26 protein-coding genes are annotated in these 23,747 nt (G+C 71.7%); 16 read left to right on the top strand and 10 right to left on the bottom strand.

All coding sequences use genetic code 11. The features are described 5' to 3' along the window. Positions 1 to 10: 10 nt before the first annotated feature. The 7 genes from OHS58_RS21095 (at position 11) to OHS58_RS21065 (ending at position 6,876) form a co-directional block, all read left to right on the top strand. Positions 11 to 2,824, top strand: a complete 2,814-nt coding sequence (locus tag OHS58_RS21095) for a glycoside hydrolase family 2 protein (protein ID WP_328649551.1) — start codon at positions 11 to 13, stop codon at positions 2,822 to 2,824. A 61-nt stretch (positions 2,825 to 2,885) separates the two neighbouring features. After that, positions 2,886 to 3,062, top strand: a complete 177-nt coding sequence (locus OHS58_RS21090; RefSeq protein ID WP_326948069.1) for a hypothetical protein — start codon at positions 2,886 to 2,888, stop codon at positions 3,060 to 3,062. Between the two features lie 187 nt (positions 3,063 to 3,249). Further along, positions 3,250 to 3,510 carry a hypothetical protein gene (locus OHS58_RS21085; protein WP_326948070.1) on the top strand — a complete coding sequence of 87 codons (261 nt, stop codon included), beginning with the start codon at positions 3,250 to 3,252 and terminating at the stop codon, positions 3,508 to 3,510. 175 nt (positions 3,511 to 3,685) lie between these two features. Beyond that, entirely contained in the window at positions 3,686 to 3,817 is a 132-nt protein-coding gene (locus tag OHS58_RS21080) for a M15 family metallopeptidase (protein WP_328649550.1), read from the top strand. Between the two features lie 26 nt (positions 3,818 to 3,843). Continuing rightward, positions 3,844 to 4,629, top strand: coding sequence for a helix-turn-helix domain-containing protein (locus OHS58_RS21075; RefSeq protein ID WP_328649549.1), 786 nt, complete (start codon positions 3,844 to 3,846; stop codon positions 4,627 to 4,629). 73 nt (positions 4,630 to 4,702) lie between these two features. Continuing rightward, the gene (locus tag OHS58_RS21070; protein ID WP_328649548.1) at positions 4,703 to 5,857 is read left to right on the top strand and encodes a 4-hydroxybenzoate 3-monooxygenase; all 1,155 of its coding nucleotides are present in this window, start codon (positions 4,703 to 4,705) and stop codon (positions 5,855 to 5,857) included. Between the two features lie 188 nt (positions 5,858 to 6,045). Continuing rightward, entirely contained in the window at positions 6,046 to 6,876 is an 831-nt protein-coding gene (locus OHS58_RS21065; protein WP_328649547.1) for an SAM-dependent methyltransferase, read from the top strand. On the opposite strand, the gene OHS58_RS21060 is transcribed toward OHS58_RS21065, so the two are convergent. Together OHS58_RS21060 and OHS58_RS21055 are read right to left on the bottom strand one after the other, a co-directional pair. Then, complete coding sequence (locus OHS58_RS21060) at positions 6,873 to 7,787, bottom strand: aminoglycoside phosphotransferase family protein (protein WP_328649546.1); 915 nt, start codon at positions 7,785 to 7,787, stop codon at positions 6,873 to 6,875. The genes OHS58_RS21065 and OHS58_RS21060 overlap by 4 nt on opposite strands. Before the next feature lie 61 nt (positions 7,788 to 7,848). Next, a complete protein-coding gene (locus OHS58_RS21055; protein WP_328649545.1) occupies positions 7,849 to 8,730 on the bottom strand; it encodes an SDR family oxidoreductase in 882 nt (293 codons plus the stop codon). An 84-nt stretch (positions 8,731 to 8,814) separates the two neighbouring features. On the opposite strand from OHS58_RS21055, the gene OHS58_RS21050 reads away from it, so the two are divergent. Next, positions 8,815 to 9,393 carry a TetR/AcrR family transcriptional regulator gene (locus OHS58_RS21050; RefSeq protein ID WP_328649544.1) on the top strand — a complete coding sequence of 193 codons (579 nt, stop codon included), beginning with the start codon at positions 8,815 to 8,817 and terminating at the stop codon, positions 9,391 to 9,393. Positions 9,394 to 9,523: 130 nt separating this feature from the next. Further along, positions 9,524 to 10,177 (top strand): VCBS repeat-containing protein, encoded by a 654-nt coding sequence (locus tag OHS58_RS21045; protein WP_326954534.1) that lies wholly within the window; start codon positions 9,524 to 9,526, stop codon positions 10,175 to 10,177. A 22-nt stretch (positions 10,178 to 10,199) separates the two neighbouring features. On the opposite strand, the gene OHS58_RS21040 is transcribed toward OHS58_RS21045, so the two are convergent. Continuing rightward, entirely contained in the window at positions 10,200 to 10,661 is a 462-nt protein-coding gene (locus OHS58_RS21040; RefSeq protein ID WP_328649543.1) for a hypothetical protein, read from the bottom strand. A gap of 106 nt (positions 10,662 to 10,767) precedes the next feature. Beyond that, positions 10,768 to 11,499, bottom strand: a complete 732-nt coding sequence (locus OHS58_RS21035) for a GAF and ANTAR domain-containing protein (RefSeq protein ID WP_326948080.1) — start codon at positions 11,497 to 11,499, stop codon at positions 10,768 to 10,770. A 320-nt stretch (positions 11,500 to 11,819) separates the two neighbouring features. On the opposite strand from OHS58_RS21035, the gene OHS58_RS21030 reads away from it, so the two are divergent. The 4 genes from OHS58_RS21030 to OHS58_RS21015 all read left to right on the top strand — a co-directional run bounded on the left by OHS58_RS21030 (position 11,820) and on the right by OHS58_RS21015 (position 16,333). Continuing rightward, positions 11,820 to 12,614, top strand: a complete 795-nt coding sequence (locus OHS58_RS21030) for a SigB/SigF/SigG family RNA polymerase sigma factor (RefSeq protein ID WP_328649839.1) — start codon at positions 11,820 to 11,822, stop codon at positions 12,612 to 12,614. A 193-nt stretch (positions 12,615 to 12,807) separates the two neighbouring features. Continuing rightward, entirely contained in the window at positions 12,808 to 13,041 is a 234-nt protein-coding gene (locus tag OHS58_RS21025; RefSeq protein WP_328649542.1) for a hypothetical protein, read from the top strand. A gap of 331 nt (positions 13,042 to 13,372) precedes the next feature. Beyond that, positions 13,373 to 15,304 (top strand): hypothetical protein, encoded by a 1,932-nt coding sequence (locus OHS58_RS21020; protein WP_328649541.1) that lies wholly within the window; start codon positions 13,373 to 13,375, stop codon positions 15,302 to 15,304. 21 nt (positions 15,305 to 15,325) lie between these two features. Continuing rightward, positions 15,326 to 16,333, top strand: coding sequence for a right-handed parallel beta-helix repeat-containing protein (locus tag OHS58_RS21015; RefSeq protein WP_328649540.1), 1,008 nt, complete (start codon positions 15,326 to 15,328; stop codon positions 16,331 to 16,333). 60 nt (positions 16,334 to 16,393) lie between these two features. Here OHS58_RS21015 and OHS58_RS21010 read toward each other — a convergent pair whose 3' ends face one another. Both OHS58_RS21010 and OHS58_RS21005 read right to left on the bottom strand, forming a co-directional pair. Then, positions 16,394 to 16,513 carry a LuxR C-terminal-related transcriptional regulator gene (locus OHS58_RS21010; protein ID WP_326951489.1) on the bottom strand — a complete coding sequence of 40 codons (120 nt, stop codon included), beginning with the start codon at positions 16,511 to 16,513 and terminating at the stop codon, positions 16,394 to 16,396. 220 nt (positions 16,514 to 16,733) lie between these two features. Further along, a complete protein-coding gene (locus OHS58_RS21005; protein WP_328649539.1) occupies positions 16,734 to 16,895 on the bottom strand; it encodes a hypothetical protein in 162 nt (53 codons plus the stop codon). A gap of 102 nt (positions 16,896 to 16,997) precedes the next feature. On the opposite strand from OHS58_RS21005, the gene OHS58_RS21000 reads away from it, so the two are divergent. After that, positions 16,998 to 17,708, top strand: a complete 711-nt coding sequence (locus OHS58_RS21000) for a GNAT family N-acetyltransferase (protein ID WP_328649538.1) — start codon at positions 16,998 to 17,000, stop codon at positions 17,706 to 17,708. 4 nt (positions 17,709 to 17,712) lie between these two features. On the opposite strand, the gene OHS58_RS20995 is transcribed toward OHS58_RS21000, so the two are convergent. After that, positions 17,713 to 18,549 carry an SAM-dependent methyltransferase gene (locus tag OHS58_RS20995; RefSeq protein ID WP_328649537.1) on the bottom strand — a complete coding sequence of 279 codons (837 nt, stop codon included), beginning with the start codon at positions 18,547 to 18,549 and terminating at the stop codon, positions 17,713 to 17,715. 138 nt (positions 18,550 to 18,687) lie between these two features. Between OHS58_RS20995 and OHS58_RS20990 the strand changes: the two genes are divergently transcribed. Continuing rightward, positions 18,688 to 19,344: a DUF5134 domain-containing protein gene (locus OHS58_RS20990; protein ID WP_328649536.1), complete on the top strand. Its 657-nt coding sequence runs from the start codon at positions 18,688 to 18,690 to the stop codon at positions 19,342 to 19,344. Here OHS58_RS20990 and OHS58_RS20985 read toward each other — a convergent pair. The 3 genes from OHS58_RS20985 to OHS58_RS20975 are packed head-to-tail and all read right to left on the bottom strand — an operon-like array spanning position 19,270 to position 22,435. Further along, complete coding sequence (locus OHS58_RS20985) at positions 19,270 to 20,019, bottom strand: alpha/beta hydrolase (protein WP_328649535.1); 750 nt, start codon at positions 20,017 to 20,019, stop codon at positions 19,270 to 19,272. The genes OHS58_RS20990 and OHS58_RS20985 overlap by 75 nt on opposite strands. A 9-nt stretch (positions 20,020 to 20,028) precedes the next feature. Then, entirely contained in the window at positions 20,029 to 20,586 is a 558-nt protein-coding gene (locus OHS58_RS20980; protein ID WP_328649534.1) for a sigma-70 family RNA polymerase sigma factor, read from the bottom strand. A 31-nt stretch (positions 20,587 to 20,617) separates the two neighbouring features. Next, complete coding sequence (locus OHS58_RS20975) at positions 20,618 to 22,435, bottom strand: flavin-containing monooxygenase (protein ID WP_328649533.1); 1,818 nt, start codon at positions 22,433 to 22,435, stop codon at positions 20,618 to 20,620. A gap of 144 nt (positions 22,436 to 22,579) precedes the next feature. Here OHS58_RS20975 and OHS58_RS20970 point away from each other — a divergent pair, with 144 nt between their 5' ends. Then, complete coding sequence (locus OHS58_RS20970) at positions 22,580 to 23,746, top strand: GAF domain-containing protein (protein WP_326948090.1); 1,167 nt, start codon at positions 22,580 to 22,582, stop codon at positions 23,744 to 23,746. The last annotated feature ends 1 nt before the right edge of the window (position 23,747 follow it).

The following is a 23,747-nucleotide window of genomic DNA, read 5'->3' as shown; positions in this document are numbered from 1 at the left end:
GGGAGGCCTGGTGGAACTCACCCGACGCCGCGCACTGGCGATCAGCGCGGCCGGTGTGGCCGCCGCGGGACTGCCGACGTCCGGGGCCGCGTCGGCGGCCGGAACCGGCGCGGCGCTCGCGGGCCCGGTGACCGAGACGATGCTGCTCACCGGCAGCGACGCCGACCACACCGTCGACTGGGACTTCCAGGTCACGGCCGGCCGGCGCGCGGGGGAGCAGGCCACGATCCCGACGCCGTCCAACTGGGAGTGCCACGGCTTCGGCAGCTACCACTACGGCGGGGACCTCGTCCCGGCGGAGAAGGGCAACTACCGGCACTCGTTCACGCCGCCGGCGTCCTGGGCCGGGCGCCGGATCTTCCTGGTGTTCGAGGCCGCCATGACCGACGCCGACGTGCGGGTCAACGGCGTCTCGGCGGGACCGGTGCACCAAGGCGGCTTCTACCGCTTCCGCTACGACGTGACGGCCCTGCTGCGGCTCGGCGCGGCGAACCTGCTCGAGGTGACCGTCAGCAAGGAGTCGGCCGACAGCTCCGTGAACGACGCCGAGCGCCGCGGCGACTTCTGGAACTTCGGCGGGCTCTTCCGGCCGGTGTCGCTGGAGGCCTACCCGGCCGCGCGGATCGACCGCGTCGCGATCGACGCCCGCGCCGACGGGACTTTCACCGCCCAGGTCACGCTCGCCGGGGTGAGCGCGGCGGGCCGGGTCTCGGCCCAGCTGCGCCGGCTCGACGGCACGGCCGTGGGCGGCGCCTTTTCGGTCGCCGTGGCGAGCGGCGCGACCGGCGCGACGCTGACCACCACCGCGGCCCAGCCACCCCTGTGGACGGCCGAGACGCCGAACCTGCACCAGGTCGAGCTGACGCTCGCGAGTTCCGCCGGCGTGGCCTTGCACAGCACCGTCGAGCGCTTCGGGTTCCGCACGATCGAGGTCCGCACCGGCGACGGCGTTTACGTCAACGGGAAGCGGATCGTCCTCAAAGGAGCGAACCGGCACACCTTCTGGCCGACGTCCGGCCGCGCGTCGAGTCCCCGGCTCGCCCGGCTGGACATCGGGCTGATGAAGGACATGAACATGAACGCCGTCCGGATGTCGCACTACCCGCCGGACGCGTACTTCCTCGACCTCTGCGACGAGCTCGGGCTCTACGTCCTGGACGAGCTGACCGGCTGGCAGCACCACTACGACGAGGGCGTCGGCGCGCCGCTGGTCGCGGCCCTGGTGCGGCGCGACGTCAACCACCCGTCGATCCTGTTCTGGGACAACGGGAACGAGGGTGGCTGGAACACCGCGCTGGACGACGACTTCGGCCAGTACGACCCGCAGCGGCGGGCGGTGCTGCACCCGTGGACGACGTTCAGCGGCGTCGACACCAGTCACTACCAGACCTACAGCAGCACCGCGACCAAGGCCGCCGGCACCACGGTCTTCATGCCGACCGAGTTCCTGCACGGGCTCTACGACGGTGGCGCCGGCGCCGGGCTGAACGACTACTGGAAGCTCATGGGCGGCGCCCAGCGCTCGGCGGGCGGGTTCATCTGGGCGCTCGTCGACGAAAGCGTCGTGCGCGACGACCGCGGCGGCGCCCTCGACACCAACGGCAGCCGGGCCCCCGACGGCATCCTCGGCCCGTACCGCGAGAAGGAAGGCAGCTTCTTCACGATCAAGGACATCTGGTCGCCGGTCCAGCTGGCCAGCCCGGCCTACTACGACACGGTCTTCCCGGCGTCGTTCGACAAGACCGTGAAGCTCGTCAACCGGTACGACTTCACGAACCTCCGGACGTGCCGGTTCGGCTGGCAGCTGCTCGTGTTCCCCGCGCCCGGCGCGGGCCCCGGCCACCAGGTGCTCGCCCAGGGCCAGGCCGGCGCGCCGGACGTCGCCCCGGGCGCCACCGGCGCGGTGACGCTCGGCCTGCCCGCCGACTGGACCGGCGCCGACGCGCTGCGGCTGAGCGTGACCGACGCGACCGGCCGGGACGTCGCCGGCTGGACGTGGCGGATCCGCAAGGCGCCGGACTTCGCCGCGCGCCTGGTCAAGCCGGCGACCACCGGCAGTGTCACCGCGGCCGAGACCGCCACCGACGTCACGCTCGTCGCCGGCGCCACCCGGGTCACCGTCAGCAAGTCCAGCGGCCGGCTCACCGGCGTGCGCCGGGGCAGCGCACCGGTGTCGCTCGGCAACGGTCCTGCCCCGGCCGGCGGGACGGCCGCGCTGACCGCGTTCAGCCACTTCCGCGACGGCACCGGCTGGGTCGTCCAAGCCGACTACACCGGCGACCTGACGTCGGTGCGCTGGCGGCTGGACGCCAACGGCTGGCTGCGGCTGGAGTACCGCTACCGCGCCACCGGCGACCACGACCACCTCGGCGTGAACTTCGACTACCCGGAGGCGAACGTCCGGGGCCTCACCTGGCTCGGCGACGGGCCCTACCGCGTCTACAAGAACCGGCTGCGGGGTGTGCAGCCCGACGTCTGGAGCAAGCCGTACAACAACACCGCGACCGGGTCGAGCGGGTTCGGCTACCCGGAGTTCAAGGGCTACCACGCCCGGACCTGCTGGGCGGTGCTCGACACCACCGAAGGCGCGGTCACGGTGGTCGCCGCGGACGAGGGCCTGTTCCTGCGGTTGTTCACCCCGGCGGTGGGACCCGACCCGCAGAACGCGGTCGTCACCTACCCGGCAGGCAACCTCTCCCTGCTCGACGGCATCGCGCCGATCGGCAACAAGTTCCACGGCGTCGCCTCGCTGGGCCCGGAGAGCCGCCCGAACGCGGCCACCGGCGACTACCACCGGACGGTGTACTTCCGCTTCGACGCGTGATCGCCGCAGGTCCGAGGGGTGGTCGCCGGATAACGCGCCGGAATTCGGGTACTCCGCCGCCATGACGAACGATGGCGAAGACCGCGGGCGGCTGCCCGCCGAAGACGAGAACCAGACCGAAGAGCGGACCTTGGACCGCGGGCTCGCGCCGCCCTCGGTGGAGCCCGAGATCACCTCGACCCACCCGCTCGACCGCGGGCTCGCCCCGCCGGACGAGGAAGAGCCCGGCGAAAAGTGAATAAGTTTTTGACTCAGGGAGAACAAGACGGTTTCTTCACTCATTCGACTGAATCGATGATTGCGCTGAGTCAAAAATAGAAAAATCTGTAACTCTCTTGTCGGGCAGATCGACTGTTCGGGGGTCAGACGACTGCGATCCGTGACGCCGAGGGGCGCGTGGATCGCCGACGGGAGGCCGAGAATCGATGGGTGTACCTGGGCAGGCGCAGTCGATCGCGCGCGACCACGCTCCCCGCCGGCCGCGGATCCGGGCGGGCGACCGGAATCGCTGGCTGCTGCTTTCCCTGGTCACGTTCGCGGTGGTCCCGGCCGACGACGACGGCAGCGCCTGGGCGATGGTCGCGGCACTGGCCGCCGTCGCATTGCTGGCCGCGGCCCACCGGACGCTACGTCGAGCCGCGGCGAAGGTCGACGCCGCGTTGACGGACGAACTCGACCCCCGATGAGGAAGAATCGCGCCGGAATGCCCCCGGACGCGATTCCCAGTGACAGATCCCCCCGAAATGTGACACCCGGCGAGGACGTCACTCCTTTCAGGGTCAGAAGTACGGGGACCAGCCGGCGCCGTGGACGACCGCCTTGGCGAACTTGTTCATGCCGAGGCCGTTCCAGGTGTAGAGCGTGCCGCCGCTGCTGATCGAGGCGATGTCGGCGAGCGGCTTCGTGAACTACCCGAGCGAGTGGTGGCACTGGTCCTACTGGGCGCTGGCGACGGAGACCGCGCACGCCCCCTACGGCCCGACCACTACCTGAACCGACCAGCGGTAAACTGACGCCCGATGCCGGAAACCCGCCAAGTCTCGAAGCCGCCCGCGAAGCCGGGAGGGCCGACGCCACGTGGTGGCGGCTGGCTCCCGCACGGCTACCACCTCGACGCGCACTCCCACCCCGACGGCCAGCTCGTGTACGCGGCCGCCGGTGCGCTGGCCACCACGACCGAGCGGGGGACGTGGGTGGCGCCGGCCAGCCGGGTGACGTGGACGCCGCCGGGGTTCGCGCACTCCCACCGCTTCTACGGCCGGACCGACGCCCGGCTCGTCGCCATCCCGGCCGCGGAGTGCGGCGGGCTCGTGGCGCACCCCAGCGTGTTCGCGGTGAGCCCGCTGCTGCGGGAAGTTCTCCTGGCGCTGACCGGCCCGGACGGGCGGACTCCCGAGGCCGAGAAACGGCTGCGCGCGGTGGTGCTCGACGAGCTCGGCGAGCCGCCCGAGCAGTCCCTGCACCTGCCCGAACCGCGCGACGACCGGCTGCGCGTCGTCACCGATCTCCTGCGCGCCGATCCCGGCCGGACCGCGACGCTGGCCGAGCTGGGCCGCGCCGCTGGCGCGAGCGAGCGCACGCTCAGCCGGCTGTTCCACGCCGACCTCGGCATGGGCTTCCACCGCTGGCGCACCATCCTGCGCATCCACCACGCCCTGGCCCACCTCACCGGCGGGCAGTCGGTCACCGACACCGCGATCGCGTGCGGCTGGTCCAACCCCTCGACGTTCATCGAGGCGTTCACCGCCGTCGTCGGCCAGACGCCCGGCCGCTACCAGGCCGGCCTCCAGGAGCACGGCGCTTGAGGTTGGCGGCTTTCCGGTATCGGCTGGCCGGATACCGGTGGTCGGCCCGCGCGCCCGGGGCCACGGTGGTGCCATGACCAACACCGAAGAGCACACCACCGTGGCGATCGTGGGCGGCGGAGTCGCCGGGCTCGCCCTCGGGAACTTCCTGCTGCGCAGCGGAATCGGCTGCGTGATCCTGGAGAAGCACAGCCGCGAGCACGTCGAGCACCGGCAGCGGGCCGGGTCCCTCGACGCGCAGGGGGTGCGCGTGCTGCGGGAATGGGGCCTGGACGAGGTCGTCGAGGGCAGCACGAGCCACGAATCGTCCGACGCGGGGATGCCGCTGCTGATCGACGGGGGGACGCGCTGGTGGAAGATGGACCTCGACGACGACGATGCCGACGGCGCGTTCTGCCCCCAGCAGGTCCTCGTCCGGAACCTCATCAGGGTGTTCCTGCGCGACGGCGGCGACCTGCGCTTCGAGGCGGAAGACGTTGCGCTGGAAGACATCGGTACCGAGTCGCCCCGGGTGCGCTACCGGGATGCGTCGGATACGGCGAAGGTGCTCGGCTGTGACGTCGTCGCCGGGGCCGACGGCTACCACGGCGTCAGCAGGACGGCCGTGCCCGCCGACGTCCTCACCTGCGACACCCACGAGTTCGGGTACGCCTGGCTGACGGTGCTGACCGAGGTGCCGGCGGATCCGCCGGCCGTGCTCGCGGTGCACTCCCGCGGTTTCGCCGCGCGGATCACCCGCGGCCCGCGCGCGAGCCGCGTCTACCTGCAGTGCCCGCTCACCGACACCGCCGGCGACTGGCCGGACGAGCGCGTCTGGACCGAACTGGGCACCCGGTTCGGGGAGCCCGTGGCGGTCCGCGGGCCGATCACGAGCAAGCAGGTCGTCCCGCTGCGCGGGGTGGTGTTCAGCCCCATGCGCTACGGCCGGCTCTACCTGCTCGGGGACGCCGCGCACCTCATTTCGCCGATGAGCGCGGAAGGGATGAGCCTCGCCCTCCACGACGCCGAGGTGCTCGCCCGCGCCGTCGTCCAGCAGATCGACAAGGACGATCCGAGCCTGCTCGACCACTATTCCGAAACCTGTCTCGATCACACGTGGGCGCGGCAGACGGCCGCGGTCCGGATGACCGAGACGATGCACGATTCCGGCGACGCTTCCTACGAGGGGGAGTTCCGCAAGCGGATCGCCCGCGAGAACCTGGAAAGCATGGTGGAGCCGGTGCGGTGACCGGCTGTGGCCGGCCGCGTTACCTGAACGGCCGCATCGCCCGGCCGATCGGCGGGCGGTGACCCACAGCCAGTGGTTCACCGCCTGCTACGGACCATTCTTTCGTGTAGCCCCCGATGTGGTCACAGGAGTTACCAAAGTGGTTAAACTGCCAGCCCAGGTGAATGTGGTCCCGATCCGGAGGTGGCGTGACTCTCGCAGTCGACCCGGATGTGTGGTCGGATCATTGGTGGGACCAGGACGTCGCGTCACCGGCCCGCATTCGTGACGCGGCCCTGCGCGGCCACGACAACTACGCCACCGATCGCGCCGCGTTGCGCGACCTGGACGAGGCCGCGCCGGGTTTCACCGACCTGCTGCGCGCGGCCCGGGCGTGGCACGTGCGGGTCGTCCGCCACCTCGCCACCCGCGGCGTCGACCAGTTCCTGGACCTGGCCGCGGGATTGCCGACCGCGCAGGACAACACGCACCAGACCGCGCAGCGGGAGAACCCCGACGCGAAGGTGATCTACACCGACACCGACAGCCTCGTGCTCAGCTACGAACGCGCGCTGCTCGACGACAACGACAACACCGCGGTGGTGCGCGCCGACCACCTGGAACCGTGGCACCTGCTGGGCCACGAGACGGTCAGCACGGCGTTCGACCTCACCCGCCCGGTCGCCGTACTGCTGACCACGGGCGTCCAGCACGAACCGGACGACGCCCGCCTGTCCGCGGCCCTGGCCGGCTACCGAGCACTGCTGCCACCGGGATCGGTGCTGGCACTGAGCTGCTGGGCAGAACCCACCGGGGCGGGCGTCACCCCGCGCGCGATCGAGCGCACGTGGGAGTCCCGCTGCCACCGGCCGGTCCGCTGCCGCACCGAAACGGGCGTAGAGCGCCTGTTCGCCGGCTTCGACCTGCTCGACCCGGGCTTGGTACGCCTGCAGGACTGGTGGCCGGACGGCCCAGCACTACGCGCCCCCCGCCCGGCACAACGGCTCGCCGTCGGCGGTGTGGGGATGAAGCGGTCCTAGGGCTGATACTCGGCGAAGATCTCGTCCAGAACACGCCGTGCGTTCACGGCTTCGTGGTCATCGCGGCCCCAGGTCTGGGCGCACGTGACGAGCGTCTTCCACAGCGCCCAGCCGCGGCCGCGTGCCCACTCGGCGTCGTCGACGGACAGCCGCTCGCGGAACGACCGGCGGCCGTCGGCGGTCAGCAGGGTCCACGCGATGGCCACGTCGCAGGCCGGGTCGCCGGCGCCGCAGGTGCCGAAGTCGATGACCGCTGCCAGCTTTTCGTTTCGCAGCAAGAGATTTCCCGGGGCGACGTCGCCGTGGAACCAGGTCTCCGCGCCGTCCCAGTGCGCGGCCAGTGCGGTCTGCCAGATCTCGCCGGCCAGGTCGACGTCGACGTGGCCGGTCAGCTTGGCGAGCGCGCGCCGGGCCGACTCGTCGTACGTGCGCAGGGTGCTGCCCCGGAACCAGTTGTGCGTGCCCGGCCGAGGCGCGTCCGTGGTGTCGACGCTCCGCAACGCCACCAGGAAATCGGCGAGGTCGGCCGCGAACCCGACGGGGTCGGCGATCCGGTCCGCGCTCGCGGGCTCGCCCTCGAGCCACGGGTATATCGACCACGCGAACGGATAACCCGCGCCGGGTCCGCCTTCCGCCAAGGGCACGGGGATGGGCAGCGGCAGCCGCGGCGCGAGCACCGGCAGCCAGCGCTGTTCCTTGGTGACCGCCAAGGCGTACTCGGCCGCGCTGGGCAGCCGCACCGACATCGTGTCGCCGAGGTGGAAGGTCCGGTTGTCCCAGCCGCCGTCCGCCACGGGCCGGACCGGGAGGCCCGCCCACCGCGGGAACTGCTCGGCGACGAGCCGGCGGACCTGGTCGGCGTCGACGGTCAGGCGCTGGGGCACGGGACCGAGCGTGGGTGTGGTGCTCACCCGGTCATCATGATCTGTGAGGTACCGGCAGCGGGAACGAATTGTCCCGCTGCCGGTCCGGTCAGGCCTGGATGTTCTCCAGGTCCTCGAGCAGGCTCGGGTGCTTCGGCTCCCAGCCGAGCGCTTCCCGGGTGTGGGCGCTCGACGAGGGCTGGTCGGCCGCGAAGATCGGGCCCAGCGGGCCGAACGTCTCCTCGGCCACCGATTCGACCGGCAGGCCCAGGCGCCGGCCGATGACCGCGGCGATGTCGCGGACCGCGTCGCCTTCGTCGGCCACGGCGTGCCAGGCGGTCCCAGCCGGGGCCTCCTCCAGGGCCAGCCGGAACAGGACGGCCGCGTCGAGGGCGTGCACCGCCGGCCAGCGCTGGGTGCCGTCGCCCGGGTAGCCGGACACGCCGGTCTGCCGCGCGATCCGGGTCAGCAGGCCGGCGAAACCGCCGTCACCCTCGTTGTGGACGGTGCGCGGCAGCCGCACGGCCGAGCTGCGGACCCCGCGCGAGGCCAGTTCCAGGGCGGCCGTGACGGCGCGGCCGCGGCCGCCGACCGGCCCGTCGGTCGGCGCCGGGTCGGCCTCGGTGGAGAGGTGGCCGGACACCCACGGCGTCCCCGAGACCGTGACGAACGGGCGGTCGCTGCCGACGAGCGCCTCGCCCAGGGCCGCGATGGCGGCGCTCTCCTCGGCGACCGACCGCGCGACGGCTTCGGCGCTGCTGAAGTCGTTGCTGAAGGCCAGGTGAATCACCCCGTCGGCCCGCTCGGCCCCGGCGCGGAGGACGTCCAGGTCGGCGATGCTGCCCCGCACCGCCTCGGCGCCGGCCTTCTCCGCGACCAGTGCGGACGCGTCGGAGCGGGCGAGCACCGACACGGTGTGGCCGTGGCCGAGCAGCTCCGCGACGACGGCGGAGCCGACCAGCCCGGTGCCGCCGGTGACAAAGACATGCATGGGATCTCCAGAAAGTGATGGGACTAGTGTCTCATCACGCTACCAGAGTGATGCGACACTAGTCCCATCACCTATGATCGCCCCATGGCACGATGGGAACCGGGGGCGCGTGAACGGCTCGTCCTGGCTGCCGTCGACCTCTTCACCGAGCAGGGGTACGACGCCACCACGGTCGCGCAGATCGCCGAGCAGGCCGGGGTCACGAGAAGCACCTTCTTCCGCTACTTCCCGGACAAGCGCGACCTGCTCGTGGCCGGGCAGGAGGCCTTGAGCCGACTGCTGGCCGAGGGGATCACCGAAGCGCCGCCGGGAGCCACGCCGCTCGAAGCGGTCGCGGCCGGCCTCGAACGCGCGGCGAGCACGATGGGCCCGATGAACCGCGAGCTCGGCCCCCGGCTGAAGGCGGCCGTCGCCGCCAGCGCCGAGCTGCAGGAGCGGGACGCCCTCAAGAGCGTCGGTCTCGCGGCCGCCATGACGGCGGCGCTCGTCGCCCGCGGAGTGCCCGACCCGATCGCCCACCTCGCGGCCGAGCTGGGCGTGCTCGCCTTCAAGCGGGCCTACGCCGAGTGGTCCGACGCCGAGCGCGAGACCGCGGGCGAGTTCGCGCCGCGCGTCCTGGCCGCCCTGGACGAGCTGCGTGCGGCGAGCGCTTCCCTGGGCTGACCTGGCCTTGGGGCCGAGGTTGCGTTCGTGTGGCACATCGCACCCGCGGTGCACGCGACGGCGCCGTGACCGTCTTCCTTCATGAGAGCACTTTCGGTGAAAAGATCACCGGAAGACGGAGGGAGATCTCATGAACCGCACCGGACTCGTCCGCACCGCCACCGTCGCCGGCCTCGCCGCGGCGCTGGGTTTCGCCGCCGCCGCGCCGGCCATGGCCGCGGGCCCGGCCCCGGTCACCACCGTCGCCGACCTGGACGGCAACGGGGAGATCGAGACCGTGACCGCGCAGCTGACCGGCGACAGCGACCAGCTGATCTCGGCCACGGTGAACGGGACGTACACGTCGATCCACCTGCCGGCCGACAGCCAGTTCGGCATCGAGGCGCCGCGGGTGACCGACCTCAACGGTGACGGCCGGGCCGAACTCGTCGTCACGCAGTCCGTCGGCGCCAACACGACGTTCTACTCCGTGCTGCACTACGACGGCCGCAACCTGAGCCAGGTCGTCGGCGCCGACGACAAGCCGTTCTCGGTCGCCGAAGGCGGCGGCGTCGCCGCGCACCTCGGCTACCAGTGCACGCCCCTGGAAGGCGGCCGCGCGTTCACGACCGTCGCCGCCGAGAACGACGACGTCAGCCGCCCGGTGGATCAGATGACGTACTCCGGCACCCGCACCGTCTACACGCTGCGCGACGGCGCGCTGAGCGTCTACGAGAAGACGCCGTTCAGCGCTCGTCCCGCGAAGGACCCGGTGCTCGCCACGGATTCCGGCAGCTGCGCCTGACCCGCGGCGACGTCGGGAGGTGTCAGCGGGCGTGCTTCACGCGCGCGATGTAGGTGCTGGACGCCGGGAGGTACGACAACACCAGGGCGAGCACCGACACCGCGGTGCTGACGTAGTTCACCGCGGTGCCCGACGTCGCCACCAGGGACGCGACCTGCAGCAGCGTGACGATCGTCAGCACGATGCGGGCCCAGTTCCGGCCGGCCTTGAGCCGGAAGCTCAGGAACAGGTACAGCGCGGCGAGCACGACCAGCACCCCGATCCCCACCGCCTGCCCGAAGGCCGCCGACCGCTGGATCTGGTCTTCGGTCAGGTGCGCCGAGGACGAGCCGGCGCTCGCGGTGCGCAGCGCCTGCGCCAGTTCGTCCCGGTAGCCGAGCAGCAGCCCGGCGCCGACCAGCGCGGAGATCGTCGACACGAGGTAGCCGAAGAACGCGGCGACCAGCGTGCCCGGGGGAGTGGGGTGGTCCGTTCGGATGTCCATGAGCCGAAAGTAGGCAGGCCGCCGGGCCGCCGCCGTGCGGGAAGCGGAAGTCCGTACCGGGGCACGAGAAGCGGGCCGGCTTCCTCATACCCGGGTACGAGAGGTGTCAGGCCCGGATGTCCTTGTCCGAAACCGTGGTGACGAACCGGTGCGCGACGTCGCGCAGTTTGACGTTGGTCTGCTGCGACTGGCGCACGAGCCGCCGCATGGCGTCGTCGGCGTCGATGCGGTGGATCGCCATCAGCATGCCCTTGGCCTGTTCGATCACCGCGCGCGACCGCATCGCGGTGGTGAGGTTCTCGCACTCCGTCAGGGCCACGCGGTAGCGGCGGACGGTGCGCAGCCCGAACGCGACGAGCGTGGTGTAGACGCTCAGCATGTGCGATTCGGCTTCGGCGAAGCCGTGGTCGCCGAAGCCGAAGAGGTTCAGCGCGCCGTCGAGCGTCTCGTCGACGCGCAGCGGCGCGGCGAGGTAGCTGCCGACGCCGAGCGCGGTGGCGTGCTTGGTGAACTCCGGCCATTCCCGCGTCGCCGTGGACAGCGACACGCGCACGACGTGCCCGGTTTCGGCGGCCTGCAGGCACGGGCCGTCGCCGGCTTCGTACTGGTGCCGGTCGATGTCCACGGCGCGCTGGTCCGAATGCGCGGCGGTCTCCGGTTCGCCGTGGTGGATGGCGGTGATGCTGGCCATGTCGGCGTCGGGGAACGCGTTGACCGCTTCGGTGACGATGGTGTCGAGGACGCTCTGCTCGCCGTCTGCGGATTCGAGCGCGCGGGTGAGGGCCGAGGCCGACGCGGCCAGTTCGTCGAGCTGGCCGGTGAGTTCCGTGTCCGCCATTCCGGTCTCCGTTCGCCACTGCTGCGTACGTGGGGCCGAGTCGCGGCCGCCACCACAACCGCTGTGGTTTCAACGGATCAGCAAGGATCCTAGCGGGTCGGCGCGCGGGGTGCGCCGGACCGTGGTTTGGCCGTCCACTGTGGACCAAATGGCCTACCGGAGGAGACGGTTCGTAACCGCAGTGTCACGATGACGTCCGTCACCGCGGAACGAGGTTTGCCCCGCCGTGGCGGGGGTATCAGCAGCCCGACGAACAGGAGATCGCCTTGACGACCGTCACGCCGGTCGCGGGCCGCACCGAGCAGGACGTCGCCGTCCCGGTGCCGGCCACGCACGACCACCCGCGGTCCCGCGAGCGCAAGCGGGACGACTACTCCCACTGCGCGCCGCTGTTCGCCGAGCTCGCGGCCCTGCCCGAGGGCCACGCCGGCCGGGCGCGGCTGCGCGAGCGGCTGATCATCGAGTTCCTCCCGCTCGCCGACCACATCGCGACCCGGTTCAGCGGCCGGGGCCAGCCCCGCGACGACCTGGTCCAGGTGGCCCGGCTCGGGGTGATGAAAGCGGTCGACCGGTTCGATCCCACGCACGGAGCGGACTTCCTGTCCTTCGCGGTCCCGACCGTCATGGGCGAGGTCCGCCGGCACTTCCGCGACACGGGCTGGGCGCTGCGCGTCCCGCGCGGCCTGCAGGAGCTGCAAGGCCGGCTGTCCCGCGGCACCACGGAGCTCGCCCAGCACCTGGGCCGGGCCCCGACGCCCAGCGAGCTCGCCGGCCACCTCGGCATCGACGTCGAGACCGTCCGCGACGGCCTGCTCGCGGCGAACTGCTACGAGACGTCGTCGCTGGACCAGCCGCTCAACAACGGTGAGGGCAGCAGCTCTCTGGCCGAGGTGATGGGCGAGCCGGACGCCGGCATCGGGTTCGTCGAGGACCACCACACGCTCGTCCCGCTGCTGAAGAAGCTGCCGGCGCGGGAGCAGGCGATCGTCCGGATGCGCTTCTTCGATGGCCTGTCCCAGTCGCAGATCGCCGCCCGCGTGGGTGTGTCCCAGATGCAGGTTTCGCGCTTGCTGGCCAAGACGTTGCACCAGCTGCGCGACCAGCTCGAAGGCTAGGGTCACAAGGGTCGCGGTCCGGCACGCCGGTGCGTACCCGCCCGTGCCCTCGAGTAACGACGTGTCGCCGAAGGTTGCCGACCCGGGACACCCGCGGGCCGGGTCCCGCCGCCGACGCCGTCGGGGAAGCGCCAGGTAACCCCTCGAGTCGGCGCCCTCGCCGAACGTGGCGTCGCCGGAGACGCGGAGCCCGGTGGGATCCCGCAGCGGGGGCGCGCCGTCGGCGTACTGCAGCGCGACGGCGAGCACGTCCGGGGTGGTGTCGCGGGCCGCGCCGGCCGGCCACGGGGCGAACCAGGCCGGCCGCTCGGCACCTCCCTCGCTCGCTGTCGATTTCCGCCACGTCGAGCTGAGCCGCACCATGCGCGACGGCGACCGCGCGGTCGTCGGGAAAGCCTTGGTGGAAGCGAAGGTCGGCTCGCCCTGAGTGGCCGGTAGGACACCCTTTGTTAGGAAAGTATCTTTACTAGCGTGACCCGACGCGGTACGGTTCGGGGCAACGCCGCCTTCATGCAGTCCTGGTGAGAACCAGTCAGCTACGGAGGAGCCTTGCCCAGACCAGCGATCGGCCCGGCGGTCACCGCCCGGCCGGCAGCCTCGTCGTCTGCCGCGTACCCGACGTCCCCGGAGGCGGTTCCCGCCGTCCCGCCGGCGTTCCCCGGGAGGCCGGCGCGCGGGATTCCCGTCACCGCCTGAGTTCCGCGTCTCCACGAGGGCCCCGTGCCCTGTCCCGTGCATCATTCGATCGGAGGGTTCCTTTGTCACGCAAGAAAATAGTCGCGGGCATCGCCGCCGCCGCGTTCATCGCGGCCGGCGTCAACGCGGTGTCGCCGTCGATCGCCACCGCGGTCCCGCCCGGACCCGGCGCGCTCACCACCCTGGACACCTCGGCCGGCAACCGGGCGGCCCCCGTGGCCGGGCTGTACGACTGGAGCAAGGCCGGCTACCGCGGCGGCCGGAACCTGCCCGGCGCCAGTGCCGTCAACCCCAGTGCGAGCTGCAAGGTCACCGCGGCCCAGCTCGCTTCGACGTACCAGGTCAAGCCGGACGACGGCGTCGACGACACCACCGGTATCCAGGCCGCCATCGACAAGATCCACACGTCGTGCACGCCCTCGGCGAGCTACGACAAGCTGAGCCTGATCACCTTCCCGGCCGGCACGCTGAACGTCACGCACGAGATCCACGTCGACGCCGGCTACCTGATCCTGCGCGGCGCCGGCACGGACCAGACGAAGTTCGTCTACACCCCGGACAAGAACACCGAGTACGACGTGCTCACGCCGGACGGGGACCAGTGGGACCAGGGCAACATGGGCTACGAAGACGGCTCCGGCGGCTGGCTGTGGCCGGGCCGCGGCCTCTTCCGCGTGCAGTCGCGGGGCGTCGACCCGAGCTACGCCAGCGAGTACAAGGCCGCGCCGGCCAACCGCAAGGACATCTTCGAGGGCACGGTCAACGTGCACTGGAAGGCGGGCGCGAAGCTGCGGGAGAAGCCGGGTGACAAGGGTTTCGCGGCGCGGGCCGGTGACAAGACGGTCTACCTGGCGACCAGCGCCAAGACCACGAACATGAAGGTCGGCGGCTTCATCAACATGCGGGCCGCGAACTCGATCAACTTCTACAAGTCGATGAACGCCTACCCGACGACGTGGCCGCTGGAGAACCTCCACATGCGCCAGCAGTGGTTCACCATCACCGCGATCGACACCAAGAACCACACCGTGTCCATCGACAAGCCGCTCGAGTACGACATGCCGGTCGACTCCACTTCGGACGGTTCGGCGGCCATCGACGGCAGCGTCTACGCCTCCAAGGCGTCGCCGATCCCGGACCCGATCGTCGGCGTCGGCTTCGAGAACTTCACCTTCGGTCAGTCGGCCCCGGCCGGCATCACCGAAGCGCAGGCCAAGGACAACTACGGCAACCTGGCGCCGTCGCTGGCCATGCAGGGCATCGTGTTCAAGTGGGCGGCCGACTCCTGGGTCACCGGCATCCACTCGACGATGACCGGGTCGCACCCGATCGTGACCGAGGAGGCCAAGAACCTCCAGATCGTGAACAACGAGCTCGACGGCTCGTGGAACAAGGGCAAGGGCGGCAACGGCTACTTCCGCGGCTCCCGCGTCTGGGACTCGCTCTACGCCGGCAACACCACCCGCGACCTGCGGCACTTCACCTTCCAGTGGTCGGCCTCGGGCAACGTTGTGATCGGCAACGACATCGACTCGGACTTCAACATCCACGGCGGCTACGAGCGCAACAACCTGTTCGAGAACAACACCAACCGGGTGTCCTACGCCCACCGCTCGGGCAACTGCACCGCGCACTGCGGTGACGAGGGCGGTGACGCGCCGGACGACTCGAGCTGGTTCCCGATCTACTGGTCGACCGGGCAGAAGGCGGTCAAGTGGTCCGGTTCGTCGGGCCCCCGCAACGTCTTCTTCAACAACACGATGACCAAGCAGATCACCGCGGGCGCGGCGTACACGCCGTACTACGCCGACCACACCAAGATCTACCAGTTCGGCTGGGACGGCACCAAGTTCCACCACCTCGACGCCGGCGGCCAGCCGATCGTGGACTGGGCGCACAACGAGCAGCGGGACTACACGAACGGGCACGGTGTCGACGACACGAAGACGAGTACCGCGAAGTCCTTGTTCCTCAAGAGCATCCCGGTGAGCTGACCGTCCGGAAAGGACCATCCGATGATCAAGACACTGGCGGCGCTGAGCCTGGTCGGGCAGCTCGTGCACCCCGCGGCGACGACCATCACCGTCACCACCGCGACCCAGCTGTCCGCGGAGTTGTCCGCGGCCAAGCCGGGCGACACGATCGCGCTGGCGGACGGCGACTACAGCGGCGCGTTCGTGGCGACGAAGCCGGGCACGGCGTCGGCGCCGATCACCCTGACCGGCAGCGCGAAGGCCGTGCTGCACGACCCGCTGTTCAACCCCGGTGACACCGACTGCCCGTCCGGCCAGACCGGCTACGGCCTGTGGCTGCAGGGCGCGAGTTACTGGAACATCAAGGGAATCTCGGTCACGAACTCGAAGAAGGGCATCGTCCTCGACGGCGCGACCCACGTCACGATCGACGGCGTGAGCGTGCACGACATCGGTTACGAGGGTGTGCACTTCCGCAAGAGCAGCGCGTACGGCGTGATCAAGAATTCGACCGTTTACAACACCGGCAAGGAAGAGCCCGGCTACGGCGAGGGCGTCTACCTGGGTTCGGCGAACAGCAACTGGGAGTGCTACGGCACCGGCGGCGGCGAGAGCCCCGACGCGGGCAACTACATCCAGGTGCTGGACAACAAGATCGGCCCGGGCGTCGCGGCCGAGGGCATCGACATCAAGGAGGGCACCCACGACGGCCTGATCTCCGGCAACACCCTGGACGGCACGGGGGAGAAGAACCAGAACTCCGGCGACTCCACGATCGACGTCAAGGGCGACGAGTACACGATCACCGGCAACAAGGTGACCCACCCGTACCTGGACGGCTTCCAGGTGCACAACGTCTGGGAGAACGCGGGCTGCGGCACCACGTTCAGCAAGAACACGTTCACGCTGACGAACGCGTCGGGCTACGGCATCAACGCGACGAACCAGAGTGACTGCGTCTCCCAGAAGAAGCCGAACGTGATCGGCGCGTCGAACACGTCCACAGGCGGCAAGGGGGTGTCGAAGACCCCGGTGACCCCGGGAACCTGACGGATCGTCGCCGTTCTCCTCCGGGCTGTGCACCGGAGGAGAACGGCGGTGCCGCCGGCGTCAGCCGCTGGCCGCGGCCGAGCGCAACGCGAGGGCCACGGCGTGGGCCCGGTCCTTCGCACCCAGTTTCACCAGCAGGTTCGACACGTGGTGCTTGACCGTGCGGACGCTGACGAGCAGGTCGTCGGCGCCCGAAGTGACGAAGCTGCCCGGTGGTCATGGTCGAAGCGGCGACGAGCACCGTCGCGACCCGCCGGGCACCGGCGGCCATGGCGGAGCCGGTGACCAGCACGGAGGCACCGTCCCGGGCGACCACCGGCAGTGGCGAGGGCAGCGCAACCAGCGCGGCTGTCGACGAAGGCCCTGTCGGCTCGGTTTCCGAAGCCTGTCGCGAGAGCGGTCAGCGGGGCCGGTTGAGGTGGGTGTTCACCGCGTGTTCGTGGCGTGTGATCCGCTGGTGCAGGTCGGCCAAGGCGTCCGCCAGCTCGTCGGACTCCGCCTCAGCGCTCGTGGCCGCGTCTGCTGGCTCGGCGGCCGTGTCGGCTCGCTTTGGGTTTTCCACCTGTTCACCACCGGCTTTCCGCGTGCCACCGTCCCCGGGTGATCACTGCCCACGGGTGGGCCGGGTCAAACGATCACCTGGTCGGCGGGGCATGCTGGAGGCGTGTCGAGCGAGGTGGGGGACGCGGAGCGGGCGCTGCACCGCCGGATGGGGCTGGCCTGCGCTGCGGCGACCGCGGCCGGGCTGCCCGGGCGGTTCCGGGTGTGGGAGCACGGCGGGCTGCTGGCCGTGCTGGCCACCGACCCCGCGCTGGGGTTCCTGTCGACCGTCTCCGGAGTCACGCCGGAGACGCTGCCCGCGCTCGACGGGCTGCTGGCCGAGCCCGGCTGGGACCCCACCGTGCTCACGACCGGTGACGAGGTGCCCGAAGGGCTGGTGCGGGCGGAGGACCGCCTCCTGGCCGTGCGACGGCTCGGGGAGCCGCCCGCGGCCGACCCGGGAGTCACCGAAGGCGACGTCGTCGACGTCCTGCTCGCCGGGTACGAGGTCACCGGCGTGGTCGCCGCGTTCGTCGCCGCCGAGCACCGGGTGCCGGCGATGCGGCGGTTTCTGCTGGTCGAGGGCGGGACGCCGATCGCCGCCGCGGGGATGACCGTCCACGGCGACGTCGCGGTGCTCGGGGGTGCGGCCACCCTGCCGGCGCACCGAGGGCGGGGCGCCCAGCCGCGGTTGCTGCGGCACCGGCTGCGGGTGGCGGCCGACGCGGGCTGTGTGCTGGCCGTCGCGACGGCGCGTGCCGGGTCGGTCAGCGCCGCCAACCTCGGCCGGGCGGGGTTCCGCCGCTACCGGCGTTCGGCCTGGACGAAACCCTGATCGGTCACGGCTTGCGGGCGAGACCGCCGGCGATGATGCGGTGCGCGACCGTGACCGGCTTGATGCGCGGGCCGTCGGGCCACCACTGGTAGAGCGGCACGATGCCCGGGTCGATCAGCTCCAGGCCGTCGAACAGCTCGGCGATCTCCTCGTGGGTGCGCCAGGTCGCGCCGCCGAGGGAGCCGCGGGCCACGACGTCGGACAGCTGGCGCGCCGCGTCGCTGTCCGCCGGTTCCTGCGGGTCGAGCAGGTGCGAGATGAGCACGTGCGACCCCGATGGCAGGGCGTCGATGTACTCACGCATGACGTCGGCCGGCGCGTGGCGGTCGCCCTTGTGGTGGTGCAGGGTGGCGACCTGCGACAACACGATCGGCTGAGTCCAGTCCAGGTGAGCGCGCACGACCTCGTGGTCCAGGATGCTGCGCGGGTCGAAGATGTCGCCTTCGACGTAGCGGGTCAGCTCGTTGTCCTCGAGCAGCGCCCGGCCGTGCGCGGTGACCACCGGGTCGTTGTCGACGTAGACGACCTTGGACAGCCGGTCGAACCGCTGCGCGACCTGGTGGACGTTCTCCGCGGTCGGCAGCCCGGAGCCGCAGTCGAGGAACTGCGTGATCCCGGTCTGGTGGGCCAGGAACCGGATCGCCCGGATGAGGAACAGCCGGTTCTCGCGGGCCACCTCGACGACGTCCGGCATCGACGCCGCCAGCTGGTCGGCGGTCTTGCGGTCGATCTCGTAGTTGTCCTTGCCGCCCAGCAGGTAGTTGTAGACCCGCGCGACGCTGGCCCGGTCCGGGTCGACGCCGACCGGGGTGTTCAGGGAACCGGCATCGTCCGACGGCATTCCGGGCGCCTCCTGTCCGCGGGGAGAAACTCCCACCCACCGTAACCATCCGGGTGGGCCGGGGTGACGCCGGGCCGCCGGGAACTTTTCGCCCCCGCCGTCCGACCTATGCGCGGATCCTCCTCGAAAGGTGGTGCGATGACAGCCTCGTTCGCGCTGCGGCTGGCACTCGGCGTCGTGTTCCTCCTGCTCGCCGCGTACTACGCCGGACGGTGGGTGCTCTCCCGCCGCGACGGGCCCGCCGCCGGGTGGGGTGACGGCCCGGCCCACGCGTCGCACCTCGTGCTGTGCGCGGGGATGGCCGTCACGGTCGTGCCGGCGATGGACCCGCTGCCCGCGCCGGTGTGGATCGCGTTGTTCGGCGGCGTCACGGTGTGGTTCACCGCGCGCATCCTGCGCCGGCGAGCCCCGGCGGGGGAGCTGCACCACGTCGTCGGCGGCGCGGCGATGCTGTACATGGTCGTCGCGATGCCCGAGCTGCCACCGATGTTCGGCATCCCCGCCGCCCACGACATGTCCGACATGGCCGGGATGGACATGGCGGGGATGCACGAAATGTCCGCCATGCCCGGCATGACCGCCGTGGCGGGGGTCGGCACGGGCCTCGCGGTGCCGATCATCGCGTGGGTGCTGGCCGGGTACTTCGCGGCGCACACGGTCCGGCTCGGCGCGACCCTGGTCGGCGCGCCCGGCACCGGGGCGACGGCCGAGCGGAACCGGTCACCGCGGCTGCTGGGCGCCTGCCGGATCCTCACCAGCGTCGGGATGGGCTGCCTGCTCGTCGCCATGGCCTAGTCCAGCGGCGCACGCCCACGCCACCATCAGCGGGAACTCCGCCCGCCAGAACGCGCCGCCGTGCGAGCCGGTCCGTTCCTCCATGACGACGTCCGCGCCGGCGGCGCGGAGGGCGTCGGCCCACCGGGTCGCGTTCGCGAGGAACCACGGCTCCCTCGTGCCGCCGACGAGGTACGTGCGCGGGAGCGGCTCCGGCAGCACCGCGGGTGGCCGGTACCCGCCGCCCGGCGACGCGCAGAAGACCGCGCCGTAGACGTCGGGGTGACGCAGCCCGACGGCGAGCGCGAGCTCTCCACCGGCCGAGACGCCGAGCACCGCGGTCCGCTCGGCCGGGAGTGCGACGCCGAACCGCGATCGCGCCCAGCGGCGGACGTCCTCGACGAAGAACGTCTCGTGGGCGGCGAACCGTTCCGGGTCGAAACTGAACTCGGCCGTGCTCTCGCCCGGTGAGTATTCGTGGATCCGCCGCGTCTCGTCGTCGGCGCGGTGCGCGGCGACGATCATCGTGGGCGGCGAACCGGCTGCCTCGAGATCGCCGCCCCACGACGCGATCGACGGACCGTCCCCGGCGAAGACGACGAACCGGGGCGGCGCGGCCGGAACGTACGCCGTGACCGGCCGGCCGCCGTCGTAGCCGAGTGTCTCGGTGACGAGACGTCCCGCCGGTGGGGTCATCCGGCGAGCTTAGGCGCAGCGGGCGGGGGTTTCCCGCATCGCCGCCGTGAGGTCGTCGCGGGCGCGCGCCACCCGGGAGCGGATCGTGCCGACCGGGCAGCCGCACGCCGTGGCGGCGTCCACATAGGACAGTCCGAGCGTCTGGGTGAGCACGAAGGCGTCCCGCCGGTCCGGTTCGAGGTCTGCGACGAGGTGGCCGAGCACGACGCGCTCCTCGAACACCGCGGGGGCGATCCCCTCCGCCACGGACTGCCAGTCGGCCAGCGCGGCCTGACGCGGGCGGGCGCGCAGGCCGCGGATGTGGTCGGCCACCACCCGCCGGGCGATGGTGAACAGCCAGGTCCGGGCCGACGAATCGGCCCGGAACCGGCCGAGGCCGCCCAGCGCGCGCAGGTACGTCTCCTGCGTCAGGTCGTCGGCGGTCTGGGTGTCGCTCAGCCCGGCGATGAACCGCCGGACGTGCGGCTGGGTCGCCCGCAGGAACCGGTCGAGGGCCTGCCGGTCGCCGCGGCCGGCGAGCTGGGCCCACTGCGTGATCTCGGCGTCTTCCGCGGTAGGTGACCTCACACCGCGAACACGTCGGGCACGCCCGGACGGTTCACGCCTTGTGGTGCACCTCCTGCAGGCCGTACACCGGCGTCGGGATCCCCTCGAACCGCGCCTTGAGCTGCAGCGCGAGGTAGAGGGAGTAGTGCCGCGACTGATGCAGGTTCCCGCCGTGGAACCACAGGCCCTCCTGCTGGGTGGGCTTCCACATGTTGCGCTGCTCGCCCTCCCACGGCCCGGGGTCCTTGGTCGTCTCCGACCCGAGGCCCCAGCACTTGCCGACGCGGTCCGCGGTCTCCTGGCCGACGAGGTCGGCGACCCACCCGTTCATCGAGCCGTAGCCGGTGGCGTAGACGACGAGGTCGGCCGCCAATTCGGTGCCGTCCGCCAGCACCACCGCGTCACGCGTCAGGTGGTCGACCTGGCCGTGGGCCAGCTTGATCTTCCCGTCGGCGACCAGCTCGGCCGCGCCGACGTCGATGTAGTAGCCCGAGCCGCGCCGCAGGTACTTCATGAACAGGCCGGACCCGTCGTCACCCCAGTCGTGCCGGAAACCGGCCTTCTCCAGCCGCTCGTAGAAGTCCTGGTCGCGCTCGCGGATCGCGTCGTACACCGGCGTCTGGAACCCCGCCATGATCCGGTAGGGGATCGACGCGAAGATCATGTCCGCCTTGTCGGTGGTGACGCCCGCGGCCACCGCGCGCTCGGAGTACAGGTCGCCCAGGCCCAGGTCCATCAGCGAATCCGACTTCACGATGTGCGTCGAGGAGCGCTGGATCATGGTGACGTCGGCGCCGTGCTCCCACAGCGCCGCGCAGATGTCGTGCGCGGAGTTGTTGGACCCGACGACGACCGCCTTCTTGCCGGCGTAGGCGTCCGGGCCGGGGTGGCGTGACGAGTGGTGCTGCTCGCCGGCGAAGTCGTCCATCCCGGGGAACGCCGGGACGTTCGGCTTGCCGGACATCCCGGTCGCGAACACGACGTGCCGCGGCGTCAGCACCAGCTCCTCGCCGTCGCGGACGACGGTCACCAGCCACTGCTCCGCGTCGTTGTCCCACTTCGCCGACGTCACCTCGGTGCTCGTCCAGTACGGCACCTCCATCAGCTGGGTGTACATCTCCAGCCAGTCGGCGATCTTGTCCTTCGGCGCGAACACCGGCCAGTTCTCCGGGAACGGCAGGTAGGGGAGGTGGTCGTACCAGACGGGGTCGTGCAGGCAGAGGTTCTTGTAGCGCTTGCGCCACGAGTCGCCGGCCCGCGCGTTGCGCTCCAGGACCAGGGCCGGCACGTCGAGCTGGCGCAGCCGCGCGCCGAGCGCGATGCCGCCCTGGCCACCGCCGATGACCACGACGTACGGCTGCTGCTCGTAGCCGAGACGCGCGTCTTCCTCGGCGCGTTTCTCCGCCCAGGACGTCCGGCCGCGGACGACGCCGTGTTCGACGCCCTTCGCGCGCCGGTCGCGCTGCCGTTCCTCGAAGCCCTTGAGCTCGCGCAGGCTGGTCAGCAGCGTCCACGCGCCTTCGTCCTTCAGCCGCAGGTGGCCCTTCGCGCGGCCGCTCGCGGTCTCGAACTCGAGCCACGCCTCGGTGACGCCGCCGGCCTCGGTCGGCGGCTCGGTGGTGCGGAAGCCGGACGGGTCGATCCGGTCGAGGGTGGCTTCCAGCAGCCCCGTCACGCCGTCGCGTCCTTCGACCGTCTTGATCGTCCAGGTGAAGGAGACCAGGTCGCGCCAGTAGCTGTCGACGGCGAAGAGCGCGGCGGCGGCTTCGATGTCGCGGGCCGCGAGGGCCGTCTCGAACCGGTTCAGCCAGGCGTCCACCCGGGCCTGCGGCGTGTCCGTCGCGGCCGTCCGATCCACCGTCTGTGTCATGAGCACTCCCAAGCGTCGGCTGTGCCCCCGATCACACTCCTGGGCGAACCGCGGCGGCAAGGGTTGCACCGTGTTGCACGCCCTTGGCGGACCCGGCCGGCGGATCTAGGCTGGTGGGCCGACGCGACGGTGCGGAGGTGGCCCATGGGCGTGCACAGCTCCCTACCGCCCGGTGCCAGCCTGCCGGCGCACGCGCGTGACCTCGTCCGGATGCACGAAGCCGTGATCGGCGGCGGCCGCCCGCGCGTCCGGCCGCGGCCGCTGGTGTCGCGGTCGTGGTCCCGCGCGCTGAGCCTGGGCCTCGCCGCCGACGGCATCAACACCCGCGACTCGGTCCCGCTCGACGAGGTCGCGCGGCGCCGGCACGCCTCGCCGTTGCGCCACGTCGTCGGCGACCTCGGCCAGGTGCTCGACACGGCGAACGTGCTGCTGGTGGTGACCGACGCCGAGGGCGTCATCCTGTGGCGCGAGGGCTCGCCCCGCATCCGGCGCCAGGCCGACACACTGGGGTTCGCCGAGGGCGCGGACTGGCGGGAGGCCCGGGTCGGCACGAACGCGATCGGCACCGCGCTCGCCGAAGCCGCGCCGGTCGAGCTGCTGGCGGGCGAGCACTTCGAGCAGAACCAGCACCCCTGGTACTGCACGGCCTCGCCGGTGCACGACCCGCGCACGGGCGAGCTGCTCGGGGTGATCGACGTCAGCGGCCCGGCCCTGACCCTGCACCCGGCGATCGGCGCGCTGGTCGAGACCGGCCGCCGCTTGGCCGAGTCGCAGCTGTGGCGCCACCACCAGGAGCGCCTCGACCGGCTGCGGCGCACGGCGGAACCGGTCCTGGCCGGCCCCGCCCTGCTGGTCGACGACGACGGCTGGGTCGCCCACGCCGTCGGCATCGCGGCGGGGGAGCGGATCGCCGCGCCGTCGGAGGGCCAGGTGCTGGCGGTGCCGGGCCTGGGCGCGTGCCTGCCGGAGCGGCTGGCGGACGGCTGGCTCGTGCGCCCGGCCGACACCGAGCGCCGGGTGTGGCTGGACCTCGACGTCGCCGGGGCGCCGATGCTGCGGATGCGCTCGGGCGACACGAGCTGGTGCCGCCCGGTGACCCCGCGGCACGCGGAGATCCTGGGCTGCCTGCGCACGGCCGGCCCGGCGGGCCTGTCGGCGGAAGCGTTGAGCCGGGCCCTGTACGGAGACGCCGAGCACCTGGTGACGGTCCGCGCGGAGGTATCACGGCTGCGACGCTGGCTGGGGGCCATTGTGGACACTCGCCCGTACCGGCTGGCCGAAGGCGTGGAGCTGACCGTCCACGACGGCTGAG

This window comes from Amycolatopsis sp. NBC_00348, from assembly GCF_036114655.1.
In the GTDB taxonomy this organism is placed as follows: domain Bacteria; phylum Actinomycetota; class Actinomycetes; order Mycobacteriales; family Pseudonocardiaceae; genus Amycolatopsis.
The sequence above is the reverse complement of the archived record's forward strand: the minus strand, read 5'-3'. Positions and strand labels throughout refer to the sequence as shown.